This is a genomic window from Streptosporangium sp. NPDC051023 (assembly GCF_040689595.1).
In the GTDB taxonomy this organism is placed as follows: domain Bacteria; phylum Actinomycetota; class Actinomycetes; order Streptosporangiales; family Streptosporangiaceae; genus Streptosporangium.
On sequence record NZ_JBFBCE010000016.1, the window covers coordinates 82,009 to 94,534 of the forward strand.

At 65.9% G+C, this 12,526-nt stretch carries 10 protein-coding genes; 4 read left to right on the plus strand and 6 right to left on the minus strand.

The genetic code is table 11. The features are described from left to right. Positions 1–59 precede the first annotated feature (59 nt). The 4 genes from AB0395_RS13370 to AB0395_RS13385 all read right to left on the minus strand — a co-directional run bounded on the left by AB0395_RS13370 (position 60) and on the right by AB0395_RS13385 (position 5,205). A complete protein-coding gene (locus AB0395_RS13370) occupies positions 60–506 on the minus strand; it encodes a thioesterase family protein (protein WP_366280320.1) in 447 nt (148 codons plus the stop codon). 70 nt (positions 507–576) lie between these two features. Further along, positions 577–2,241, minus strand: a complete 1,665-nt coding sequence (gene ettA / locus AB0395_RS13375) for an energy-dependent translational throttle protein EttA (protein ID WP_366280322.1) — start codon at positions 2,239–2,241, stop codon at positions 577–579. 26 nt (positions 2,242–2,267) lie between these two features. Further along, a complete protein-coding gene (locus AB0395_RS13380) occupies positions 2,268–3,566 on the minus strand; it encodes a GGDEF domain-containing protein (RefSeq protein ID WP_366280324.1) in 1,299 nt (432 codons plus the stop codon). A 1,057-nt stretch (positions 3,567–4,623) separates the two neighbouring features. Then, entirely contained in the window at positions 4,624–5,205 is a 582-nt protein-coding gene (locus AB0395_RS13385; RefSeq protein WP_366280326.1) for a hypothetical protein, read from the minus strand. Between the two features lie 87 nt (positions 5,206–5,292). On the opposite strand from AB0395_RS13385, the gene AB0395_RS13390 reads away from it, so the two are divergent. From AB0395_RS13390 to AB0395_RS13405, 4 genes are all read left to right on the plus strand, one after another. After that, positions 5,293–6,417, plus strand: a complete 1,125-nt coding sequence (locus AB0395_RS13390; protein ID WP_366280328.1) for a tyrosine-type recombinase/integrase — start codon at positions 5,293–5,295, stop codon at positions 6,415–6,417. Continuing rightward, complete coding sequence (locus AB0395_RS13395) at positions 6,414–8,693, plus strand: tyrosine-type recombinase/integrase (RefSeq protein ID WP_366280331.1); 2,280 nt, start codon at positions 6,414–6,416, stop codon at positions 8,691–8,693. The genes AB0395_RS13390 and AB0395_RS13395 overlap by 4 nt, the downstream gene beginning before the upstream one ends. Beyond that, complete coding sequence (locus AB0395_RS13400) at positions 8,680–9,093, plus strand: hypothetical protein (RefSeq protein WP_366280333.1); 414 nt, start codon at positions 8,680–8,682, stop codon at positions 9,091–9,093. Before AB0395_RS13395 ends, AB0395_RS13400 begins: the two co-directional genes overlap by 14 nt. A 360-nt stretch (positions 9,094–9,453) precedes the next feature. Next, the gene (locus tag AB0395_RS13405; RefSeq protein WP_366280334.1) at positions 9,454–11,388 is read left to right on the plus strand and encodes an AAA family ATPase; all 1,935 of its coding nucleotides are present in this window, start codon (positions 9,454–9,456) and stop codon (positions 11,386–11,388) included. Between the two features lie 113 nt (positions 11,389–11,501). Here the strand turns inward: AB0395_RS13405 and ssb are convergent, their stop codons facing one another. Together ssb and AB0395_RS13415 are read right to left on the minus strand one after the other, a co-directional pair. Next, positions 11,502–12,002, minus strand: coding sequence for a single-stranded DNA-binding protein (gene ssb, locus AB0395_RS13410; protein WP_366280335.1), 501 nt, complete (start codon positions 12,000–12,002; stop codon positions 11,502–11,504). Between the two features lie 163 nt (positions 12,003–12,165). Next, the gene (locus tag AB0395_RS13415; protein WP_366280337.1) at positions 12,166–12,399 is read right to left on the minus strand and encodes a single-stranded DNA-binding protein; all 234 of its coding nucleotides are present in this window, start codon (positions 12,397–12,399) and stop codon (positions 12,166–12,168) included. Positions 12,400–12,526 lie beyond the last annotated feature (127 nt).

Sequence of the window (12,526 nt, forward strand, 5' to 3'; positions counted from 1 at the left end):
CTTCCACGAAAGCCTCCACCGGGCCGGCTCCATCCGCCCCGGCCCCGGTCATTCCGGGTTCACTGTCCGGCGACGAGGAAGCGCTCAAGGTAGTCGAGCTCGTGCTGCTCCAGCCTGCGCGGGGTCGCCCGCTCCACGTCGTAGGCGACCAGCACGGAGGAGGCACGGACGAAGGTCGTTTCCTCATCGCGGATCTCGTAGTTGAGGACGAACTTCACCGGCTTGATCTCGGTCACCCACGACTCCACCCTGACCGGGTCGGCGCGGAAGGTGAGGGGGCGCCGATAGTCGATCTCGTGGCGGGCCACCACGAGGCCGCTGAAGGGCGTCTCCCCCTCCCGGTGCGGGTCGAGGTGGAACATCTCCAGCCGCGCGTCCTCGAGGTAGTCGAAGAACCTGACGTTGTTGACGTGGCCCTGCGAGTCGACGTCGGCGAACCTGACGGCCCTGAGGAACACATGCCTGCGGGTATCGCTCACGGCCTCTGCCACGCTCTGTTCAAACACAACCCAAAAGGTAGCGAGCCCCCGGCTCCCAGCGCACAGCGGGGGCGCCGGGAGCCGGGGGCGACTCGCGTCAGTCGCGGGTGAGCTTGCGGTAGGTGACGCGGTGCGGACGGGCCGCGTCGGCACCCAGGCGTTCGATCTTGTTCTTCTCGTAGTCGGCGAAGTTGCCCTCGAACCAGAACCAGTTCGAACCTTCCTCCCAGGCGAGGATGTGGGTGGCGATGCGGTCGAGGAACCACCGGTCGTGCGAGGTGATGACCGCGCAGCCGGGGAAGTCGAGCAGCGCGTTCTCCAGGCTGGAGAGCGTCTCGGTGTCGAGGTCGTTGGTCGGCTCGTCAAGCAGCAGCACGTTGCCGCCCTGCTTGAGGGTCAGCGCCAGGTTGAGCCGGTTGCGCTCGCCGCCGGACAAAACGCCCGCCTTCTTCTGCTGGTCGGGCCCCTTGAACCCGAAGGCGGCGATGTAGGCGCGCGACGGCATCTCGACCTGGCCGACCTTGATGTAGTCGAGCCCGTCGGAGACGACCTCCCAGACGTTCTTCGCCGGGTCGATGCCGCCCCTGCTCTGGTCGGCATAGGAGATCTTGACGGTGTCACCGACGACGACCTGCCCGTCGTCCGGGGTCTCGCTGCCGGTGACCATCCGGAACAGCGTCGTCTTGCCGACGCCGTTCGGGCCGATGATGCCGACGATGCCGTTACGCGGCAGGTCGAACGACAGGTCGTCCATGAGGAGACGGTCCTCGAAGCCCTTGGTGAGCTTCTCCGCCCGGATCACCGTGGTGCCCAGACGCGGGCCCGGCGGGATCTGGATCTCCTCGAAGTCCAGCTTGCGGTGCTTGTCGGCCTCGGCGGCCATCTCCTCGTAGCGCTGCAGGCGCGCGCGGCTCTTGGTCTGGCGGGCCCTGGCGTTGGAGCGGACCCACTCGAGCTCTTCCTCAAGGCGCTTCTTGCGCTTGGCGTCCTTCTGCCCCTCAAGCTTGAGCCGCGCGGCCTTGGCCTCCAGGTAGGTGGAGTAGTTGCCCTCGTAGGGGTGGCAACGACCGCGGTCGAGCTCGAGAATCCAGTTGGCCACGTTGTCCAGGAAGTAACGGTCGTGGGTGACGGCCAGGACGGTCCCGGGGTATTTCTCCAGGTGCGACTCAAGCCACTGGACGCTCTCTGCGTCGAGGTGGTTGGTGGGCTCGTCGAGCAGGAGAAGGTCGGGCTGCTCGAGCAGCAGCTTGCACAGCGCGACCCGGCGACGCTCACCACCGGACAGCAGGGTGACGTCGGCGTCGGGCGGCGGGCAGCGAAGGGCGTCCATCGCCTGCTCGAGCTGACTGTCGAGGTCCCACCCGTTGCGGTGGTCCAGGGCATCTTGGAGCTTGCCCATCTCGTTGAGCAGCTCGTCGCTGTAGTCGGTGGCCATCAGCTCGGCGATCTCATTGAACCGGTCAAGCATGGCCTTGGTCTCGGCGACGCCCTCCTCGACGTTGCCGAGCACGTTCTTGGACTCGTTGAGGGGGGGCTCCTGCTGGAGCATCCCGACGGTGAAGCCGGGCATGAGCCGGGCGTCGCCGTTGGACGGCTGCTCCAGGCCCGCCATCATCTTCAGCAGCGTCGACTTTCCTGTGCCGTTCGGCCCAAGAACGCCGATCTTCGCGCCCGGCAGGAACGACAGCGTCACATCATCGAGGACGACCTTGTCACCATGCGCCTTGCGCACGCGCTGCAGTGTGTAGATGTACTCCGGCATGCCCTCTAGCTTAGAGCCTGATGGGCTTAGCTAGGGGCACCCTCCGGCCCTGGCCGCCTGGCGGGCGGCACAGGCGTCGCGGGCAGGCAGATCCGGTCGCGTCCGAGCTCCTTCGCCCGGTAAAGAGCCAGGTCCGCCGCGGCGAGCAGCTCGATCAGGTCGTCACCGTGCATGCTCATGATCGCGACACCCGCGGAGATCGTCACGGTGACCATGTTCTCGTCGGCGGGGACAGCCATCCGCCCGATGCGGGAACGCAGCCGCTCGGCGACCCTGCGGGCCTCGGTCACGTCGGCCCTGGGCAGCAGGACAACGAACTCCTCTCCGCCGAAACGGCCGACCACGTCGTAGTCGCGCAGCTGGCTGCGGATGGTGGCCGCGACCCCGATCAGCACCTGGTCTCCAACCAGATGCCCGTAGGTGTCGTTGACCCGTTTGAAGTGGTCGATGTCGACGATCAGCAGGGCGAGCGTCTCCCCGGTACGGCGCGCCCTGACGATCTCGGTGTCGGCCTCGCGCTGCCACGCGGCGGCGTTGAGCAGGCCGGTCTTCGGATCGGTGCGGGCCGCGGCCTGGAGCTGGGCGTGCAGCAGGCTGCGCTGGAGCAGCACCACCGGTGGCAGGGCCAGCACCAGCAGCGCCAGGTTCACCCCGCACGCGATGGCGACGAGGACGCCCAGGCAGAGTTCGACCACATCGAGCAGCAGGCTCTCACGGTTCCACAGCACGTCCCGCCAGCGGGTGTCGGGGACAGCGGTGTGCGCCGCGATGGCGATCAGCGCGGTGTTCAACACCGTGAACAGGACGGCACAGCCGACGGCGAGGAGGATCGGGCCACCGGTCCCCTCTGTGGGAACGTCCAGTTCGCCGACCACGGCGTGGAACAGCACCGAGGCCGCGCCCCCGGCCAGGCTGATGGCGGCCGAACTGAAGACCCTCCGATAGACAACCGTCTCACGCACCCGTTTCTGCAACAGGATCTGCAGCGGAATGGGCGCCAGCAGCGCGTAGACGGGCGGCAGCAGCAGCGCGGCCGGCAGCCACCAGGCGGACAGCAGGTCGCGGGAGACACCCGCGGGCATACCGAGCCTGCGGGTCGCCTCGATGCAGACGGCGCCGCAGACCATCAGCGCGACGAAGGTGAGTAGATCGTGCCAGTGGAAATCACTCGATGCGGCGAAAAACCCGATTGCGACGAGATCCAGGGCCACGATGCCGCAAAGATAGACAACCAATGGACGGCGCTGCCCAAGGATGGGCCACCGATCGGCCAGGGTCGTCACGGTGTCACGTGATTTGACCGAGGTGTGACTGGGTGCCGCCATGTCGTCCCCTTCTCCGACTAACGATGTGTAACACGATAGTTGCGGAGTGTGCGCCGCGCGATGGGAACCGCTACCTTGGGCGGAGTGGGTCCACTCATCAGGTGGCCCATTTTTGGGGACCGCTCCTCCCGGAGAGCGGACCATGTAGGAAAGGAGCAGCCATGCTGCGAGGTGTGACCTGGACATAGGCCCTGTCCCTTAGATCTTTTACCTCCTGCGGTCGCCTAGTCGGCATCTCGCGGCGTTCCCACCCCACCCCGCGAAAACGCTGCGCAAGCTCCGTGTTCGCCGCGGGAACCCCGGGATGTCCCGGTCATCACAGCCGGTTGCGGCCCCTCCTTCTGCGACGCACCGCTGACCGCATGCGCCATCGACCGCACGCACCGCCGATCGCACGCATCATTGACCGCACGCACCGTCAACCGCACGCACTGCCGATCGCACGCATCGTCAACCGCAGGCACCACTGACCGCACACCCGGCTCGACCGCGACGCACCATCCGGCTGCGGCGCGCCATCGGGCCTCGATGCGTCGGACCGGCTGCGGCACACCGGCGGACCGCGATATCTCGGTGGTCAAAGCGCACCGGTTGACGGCGATACAGCAGTTGGTCATGAGGCACCCGGTTGACCGGTTGACCACGACGCACGGGTTGACCACGACGCGCCGGTTGCTGAATCTCAACGCGTGATGTCGCCGCAGACAGTGGCTCTGACCTGGGAGAGCAGCGGGTTGCCGAGCGACATCACGCGTAGATCATCAGTAGTCGGCCGACAGCGTAGGCAAGATCTGCGAGACAGGACCAGCACCGTGCTTCGAGCGTGTGGCACGGCAAGCGTGTAGCACGGGCAAGTCCATCGGCCGTTCTTTCGGCGCCACCTCCCTTCTGTGGGAAAGAGCACCGACCGCATACGGCCGATACCCCCTCCCCTCACCCCTTCTCACCCCCCTTGTCCCCTCCGGAGCCCCTTTGCCGCAGTCCGAAGACTCCACCCGGAGAACGGGTCTCGAGAGCCCCGGCCTCAAAGAACATCCCCTGGCGGGAATCCGCCGCCTCAAGCGGCCATGCGCACCTCCGTAGGCCACGGCGTCTCGTCGCGTGCCTTGCCGTCACCCGGCCCCGGCTCTCGCCCCACGCCTTGGCCCTCCTCCACGTCGTGGCCCGTATCGTGCTCCGCGTTGTGATCGGCATCGTGGTCGGCGTCGTGGTCCGCTGCTCCGTACTCTCCGGCGAGCCGTCTCACCGCACCTCCTCCGGCCCCGGCCGTCTCAACCGACTCGTCTCCGTCAGCCCCGCCTCTCAGCAGAGCCAGGGAACCGGAGGCGTTCGCCGGGCCGGAGGCGGCGCGGACCGCAAAGCCCGTGGCGGGGGCGGCACTGCCCATGGCCCAGTCGTGCGTCTCCTTGTCGAGCTCGTTCCGCTGCTGCATGCCTAGCACCGGGGCCGCCCCGCCCCGTTGCGGCTTGCTGAAGCTTCCCAGGCCCCAGCGCAGGTCGTGCCCGAGCGAGTTGGCCTCAACCTCGGGCATGAAACGACGCTCACCGTCGTGGGTGAACTCACGGATGCGCAGCCGCCCCTGCACGACGATCGGCTGCCCGACCCGGACCGCTATGTGGAGCGAGTAACGGAGTGTCATTGACCTCCAACTCACAGTGAAGTCTCTACGATCTGTGCTACATGGACAGGTCTTGCTTCCATGTCCATGTCGATCAGGGAGTGGCCCGTGCCGCTTGCCGTACAGCGACTGCGGTCGCCCGACGGAGGTCCGGCGTCTTGCACCGTGGTGGGATCGGACGGTCTCCCCGTCGAACCCATCGAAGACTTCCTTGCGCATCTGTGGGCCACGGGTGCGGCTCCGAACACTGTTCAGGCTTATGCCCATGATCTGAAGGATCTCTTCGTCTGGCTTGACCAGGCGGGCCTGGACTTTCGGCGGCTTGGCCTGGAGCAGCTGGCCCAGTTCTTCGACTGGTTGCGGCGCCCCAAGCCTGCCCGCACGCCTGGAGTGTTCATGCTGCCCGGGACCGCGCCAGCGGTGGAGAACAGCACCCTGCAGCGCAAGCGCAGCGCGGTGGCCTCCTTTTACCGCTTCCATGCCCGACGCGATGAGTCGGTGCCCGCGCTGCTCGGCGAGCTCATCGGAGCTCGGCCAACCGGCCGCTACATCCCGATGTTGGCCCATACCCACCGCGGACAGCCCGGCGCGCAGTCCTACAGCCCGATCCGCATTCACGTGCGGCGCAAGCCGCCCAAGCCCTTGACCCCGGAGGAAGTCCGCCAGGTCCTCGATGCTTGCCGTCGGCGACGCGACCGGTTCCTCTTCACCTTGCTGGACGAGTCGGGGCTGCGGATCAGCGAGGCGCTCGGCTTGCGGCACAGCGACCTGCACCTGCGCCGGGGCCAAGTGCATGTCATCGCCCGTGAGAACAACGCCAACGGCGCCCGCGCCAAGGGCATGAAGAGCAGGATCGTGCCGGTCCGCGGGGATCTGTTCGATCTCTACGCCGACTACATGGAAACCGAGTACGGATCGCTGGACTGCGACTATGCCTTCGTCAACCTCTTCCACCCGCCCCTCGGCGCTCCGATGACCCGGGAGAACGTCAACGACCTGGTGGAGCGGCTGCGCGAACGCACCGGTATCGCCCATTTTCATCCGCACGCTCTGCGCCACACCTACGCCACCCGCCTGCTGCGGGCAGAGGTGCCCATCGAGGTCGTCGCCGAATTGCTCGGCCACTCCAGCCCACAGACCACCGCCGAGACCTACAGCCACCTGAATGTTGAAGATCATCGTCGGGTCCTTGTCTCCGCGGGAGTGATCGAGGATGGGGCGGTCAGCCGATGAGTACGACGCCGGCGGCCCGTCCGTCGACAGGTCTGCTGGAACGCCTGGTGGCGGTCGTCCGGCCGGAGTTTCGCGCCGAGGTGTTCCATCCGCCTAAGAACAGCCCGGTGTTTTTTCAGGGCATCTGCCGGATCCCGTCGTGTCCGACCGCGATCAGCTTCGCCGCCAAGGAGCTGTGTCAGGGCCACTATCAGCGTTGGAAGGCCTCCCCTGGGTCCGACTTGGAGGCCTTCGTCGCCGAGGAGGACGTCGCCACCCTGGCCCGGATGACGATCCTCAGCTGCGCGATTCGCGGCTGTCAGCGGGCCCGCAAGGCCCACACACTCTGCCATCGCCACGTCTTGGCATGGGCGGCGGCCGGCCGGCCCGATGTCGAGACGTGGGTGGGACGGACGCTCTACTCGCCGCCACGCAACGCAGGCCAGGTGGAGACGACCTGCCGGGTGCCTGAATGCGAGCGGTGGACCGATGGCCCCAACATGCCGCTTTGCATCAGCCATGACCGACGCTGGCGCTGGCAGGGACGTCCGGGCCTTGAGGACTTCCTCGCGGAACTCGCCCACGGCCGCGATCCGCGGGTGCGGCTGCACGACCTTCCCCGACAGGTTCGGCTGGAGCTGCAGTTTGGCCTGCAGTGCCGCCACGATGAGGCCAATAAGCTGACCTCGATCCGGTCGGTGGTCACTGCGGTGAACTGGGTGCGGCGCTTGGGCGTCACCAGCTTGCTCGACTACACCGAGGGCGAATGGCGCCAGCAGCTCGGTTCTCATCGGCACGCTTTCGATGTCATCGCCCGGGTGTTCTTGTTGGACACGCGTTTCCGGCTGGAAGCCCTGGTCATGGACGGTGATCCCTGGGCGGATCAGTATCCGCGCGATGTCTGGGATCTTCGTCATCTCGGCTTTCAGAACGAGGATGCCCGCCATATGCGGTTCAGCCTCATTCCCCAGCCTTGGCTGCGTGAGCTGGCCAAGCGTTGGTGTCGACTGCGGCTGAGCAAGGGCTTGGCCCCGGTGACCGTCGCCCGTGACCTGGTGAACTGCACCGCTTTCGCCACCCACCTCGCCGCTGCCGTCCCTGGCGCCCAGCCCGAGGACCTCACCCGGTCCCGGCTCGAAGCCTGGATGGCCGCGCTACAGGTTGAGTGGCCAACCCCCGGCCGCGGCCAGCGCATCGTGTCGCTGAGCATCTTCCTCAAGGACATTCACCGGCATGAGTGGGAAGCACGGCTCCCCTCTGGCGCGCTGATCTTCCACGACGACCTGCCGCCCAAGAAGCGCGCCAACCCTCGCTGGATCGCCGAACACCTGATGCGGCAGCTGGAGGCCCCGGACACCCTCGCTTTGTTCCCTCATGAGGAGGGCCGCGCCATGCTGCAGATCATCATGGCCTGCGGGCTGCGGCTCAAGGATGCCCGCTACCTGCCCTTCGAGTGCCTCGTCCGCGACAACTCCGAAGCGCCCTACCTGGCCTGGCTGAATCGCAAGATGCACGACCGCGCGGCGTTCTTCCCCGTCAGCGAGGCCCTCGCCGAGGTGATCGCCGCCCAGCAGCGCCGCACCCTGGAGCGTTATCCCGGCGGCTGCCCCTGGCTGTTCGCCGCCCTGCAGGCCAACCTCGACGGCAAGAAACCCGCCAGCGACAAGGCCTTTCGCAACCAGCTGGGAGTCTGGCTGAAGCGCATCCAGCTCCTGGATGAGCATGGCCGCCCCACCCACATCACCCCGCACCAGTTCCGGCACACGGTGGGCACCCGGCTGATCAACGCCAACGTCCCTCAGCACGTCGTCCAGCAGTTGCTCGACCACATGTCCCCGCAGATGACCGCGATCTATGCTCGCTTGCACAACGAGACGGTCCGCACACACTGGGAAAACGCCGTCAAGATCAACGCAGACGCGGAACCTGTCGCGCTGCCCGCCGGGCATCACCTGGCCGACGCCCAGTGGATGAAGATCAGCATGGTTCGGGCCAAGGTCACCTTGCCCAACGGCTACTGCGGCGCGCCGATCCAAACCGACTGCGAGTTCGCCAACCCCTGTCTGGACTGCCATTTCTTCCTCACTACTCGCGACTTCATCGGCCAGCACCGTCGCCAGCGTGAGGAAACCCTTCGTTTCATCAGTGACGCCGAACGCCAGGGCCTGACACGGATCGTGGAGCGAAACACCCGCACGCTGGGCAAGCTCGACCGCCTCATCGAAGCCCTGGAGCAGACCGGCCCTGAGCAGATCGTGGCCGGTGGAAAGGTGACCGATCTCGATGCCACGGGCTGACAACGCGCGCTTCCTCGTCGAGGCCTCTAAAAAGCGCAGCCACGACGCTCGCCAACGCGCGGAGCGGGCCATCACCGACGCGGAACGGTCCGGCAAACGCCCGACCGTCGTCGGCATCGCCGCGGCCGCCGACGTTTCCCGTTCTTGGCTATACACCCAGACCGACCTGATCACGGCCATCGCACAGCTCCAGACCCGCAGACCCGCCTCGACCCGGACCGGAGGGCACCCCGCCAGCGAGGCCTCGCTCCAACGACGGCTCGACACAGCGTTGGAGCGCAATCGTCAGCTCCGGGATCAGGTCGGCGATCTCACCCGGCGGCTGGAGGCAGCACTGGGTGAGATTCGCAGGTTACGGACTCTTGGATCTTCCTCAAGTCAAGGATCTCAACTCCGTTGAGGGGCCTGCTGCGAGACTGCGGGGCGCTGCCGCTGGTCACGGCGCCAACGATCGCCCGCGTGTTCGATCTACGTTGAAAAGCAGAATCCCTTTCTGTGGTTCCCTTGCGGAAAACACAGAGTCCACATTTGGGCGAAATGTCGGATTGGAACGAAATAGAAAATTGTCGCTGCGGAGGAGTACGCTAATTCCACGCAAGCGAAAACCCCGGCGCACGCGGGTTCACGCGAGCACCGGGATGTGTCTTGATTCGCGCCTTGACTCTATCCTGAGGCCAACAGCCAGGCCACACCGGCCTACCCCGCTGTCACCTCTGTGTGTTCCTTCCTGATGCGCCGGACCTACCCCCTGGAAGGAAACATGCAGCTCATCAGGGCGCACATCACGCACTATCGATCGATCGAGGACTCCACCCCGTTCGACGTTGAGGAAGCCGTCACCTGCCTGGTCGGCAAGAACGAGTCGGGCAAGACCACTGCGCTGCAGGCCCTCTATCGGCTCAACCCGGTCGAGTCGTCGGCGAAGTTCGACGAAGTGATCGATTTTCCGGCGCGGCTGACCCGCAAGCGCAAGGAATTCCGTCCGAACCAGCGGATCCCCGTCATCGCTGCCACCTTCCGCTACAGCGACGACGAGGTGGCCGAGATCGAAAAGGACCTCGGTCCCGGCGCCTTGCTGAGCCCGGAGTTCATCGCGACGAAGGGCTACCGCAGCAGCAACGTCACCTTCGAGCACTCCTATGACGAGAAGGCGATCGTCAAACACCTCATCTCCGGACTCGACCTTCCCAGGAGCGCCGCCGAGAAGGTCAGTGGCGCCGCCACTGTCGAGGAGCTCCTGGAGACTCTGGACAACTTGGAGGAACCGTCGGCGGCCGCTGGGGAACTCGCCAGCCGCATCCGCGAATGGCGGCATCAGGATGTCGGCTACTACCTGCTCGACAAATACGCCTGGCCGCGAATGCCCAAGTTCGTCTACTTCGACGACTACGACACCATGCCCGGCAAGGTCTCCATTCCCGACCTGATGCGCCGCCGGGATGCGGGTCAGGTCACCCGGGGCGAGCAGGCGCTGCTCAGCCTGCTCGCCATCGCCGACGTCGAGCTGGAGGACTTCCACCGGACCGACCAGCATGAACGCCTGATCAGGGAACTGGAGAACTCCGGCAACGTGATCTCCGACGAGGTCTTCGAATTCTGGTCGCAGAATGACGAGCTCGAGGTCCAGCTCGAAGTGCTTCCGGTGGAAGACGGAGCGGTCCCTCCGTTCAACGAGGGCCCTATCCTGCAGATTCGGGTGTTCAACCGGCGCCACCGCGCCTCCGTCCCCTTCGACGAGCGCTCGCGTGGGTTCGTCTGGTTCTTCTCCTTCCTGGCCTACTTCACCGACCTGGAGCGCGAGTCCGACAGAGACCTCATCCTGCTGTTGGACGAGCCCGGCCTGTCCCTGCACGGCCGAGCCCAGGAAGATCTGCTCCGCCTCATTGATGAGCGCTTGGCGCCCCGGCATCAGGTTCTCTACACCACGCACTCACCGTTCATGGTCTCGTCCGACCAACTGCACTGCGTGCGCACCGTCATCGACCGGGACAAGGTCGGCACGAAGGTCTCCTCCGAGATCTTCGAGGCCGACACCGACACCGCCTTCCCCCTGCTGACGGCCATGGGCATCGAGATGAGCCAGACGTTGTTCGTCGGCGAGCACACCCTGCTCCTCGAAGGCCCCAGCGACCTGATCTATCTTGACGTCCTGTCCGACCTGGTCCAGCACCAAGGGCAGGAAGGGCTCGACCCCCGCTGGGTCAAGACGCCGATCGGTGGCTCCGGCAAGCTGTCCACCTTCGTCACCCTGCTCGGCGCGAACAAGCTCCACGTCGCTGTCCTGGTCGACTCCAGCACCAAGGACGTCGGGGCCGTCCAGCGCCTGCGCGCTAACGGCCAACTCGCCGCCAACGGCCTCGTCGAGATCAGCGAGTTCACCGGCACCGCTGACGCCGACATCGAAGATCTCTTCGACCCGGACTTCTATCTCGCGCTGGTCAACCAGGCCTACGACCAGCAGTTGGCGAGCCCGATCACCGCAGCGGACCTCAACCCCCACGATCCTCGCATCGTCCGGCAGGTCGAGGCCTACTTCCGCCAGCACAACATTGCCGGCGGCAAGTTGGACCACTTCAAGCCCGCGGCCGTCCTGCTCCGACAGCAGCAGGACATTCTGATCCAGCACCCCATCGACCAGGCCACCCTCAACCGCGCGGCGCAGCTATTCACCCGACTGAACAGCCTTCTGCCCTGACATTCTCGGCCGCGGCTTCGGCATGAAGAGCTTCTGCCACGACCGAGGCTGATCCACGGGGTCAGGAACGACGGCTTGCTCTGGGCCCGCGAAGCGGGCCCAGAGCAAGCCGATCAGAACGGGGCCTCCTGCCCGCCGAAACCGGCACCGGCACCAGCCATGGCCAGTTCCTGACGCTCCTGATTCTCCCCGTTCCAGGAGGCGGAGGTGTTGTCCCAGGACTCGGCCGGGTGCGGAACCTTCTCCCGCGTGACCCTGTTGACCTTGGCAGTCGCGAACTTCAGCGAGACACCGGCGTCCTCGACGATGACCTCCATGACCCACCGCTTGACGCCCTGCTTGTCCTCATAGCTGCGCTGCTGGAGCCGACCGGTGACCAGGACGCGGGTGCCTTTGGAGGCCGACTCGGCAATGTGCTCGGCGAGCTCGCGAAAGGCCGAGCACCGCATGAACATGGTGTCGCCGTCGGTCATCTTGCCGTTGGCCTTGTCGAACACCCGGCGGGTGGAGGCGACGGTGAAGGCCGCGATGGCGGTGCCCTTCTCGCTGAACTTGAGCTCGGGGTCGTCGACGAGGTTGCCGACGATGGTGATGGTGGTGTCTCCGATGGCCATGATGAAGCTCCTTCGCGAGCTGAAGAGGATGAGGATTGATCGAAGGGGATCGTGAAACCGAGAAGCGGGAGTGGTCAGAGAGATCCAGGCCCGAGTGAGGGATTGCCTCGTCCACCCGCGTCGAAGACATGTCCGCGACGCATCACCGCAGGACAGCGCATGATCAGCTCAGAGAACTCGGCATAATCAGGCACTGGGCGACGTTGTCGCCGAGCCCTCGAAAGCACCGGACGCCGAAATAGGTCGTCTCGCCGTTACACCACTGCTGGTTCTCCCGGTCGAAGTAACGGCTCGTCGAGGCGACCTTGAGCGAGGTGACCCGCGAGCCGTCCGGGAAGGTGTGCTGGCGTGGCGGAGCGGCGACGTTACCGGTCAGCGTGACATAGATGTCGTTCATCGTGCCTCCCATGAGAGCGGGCAGAATGCCCGGCGTGTGAAAGACACAGTGGCCCGCGCCACCCATGGCACGGGCCACCGAATCGCGTTCTGGGGATAGCCGGAACGCTCATGGAAAAGCTGTGGAC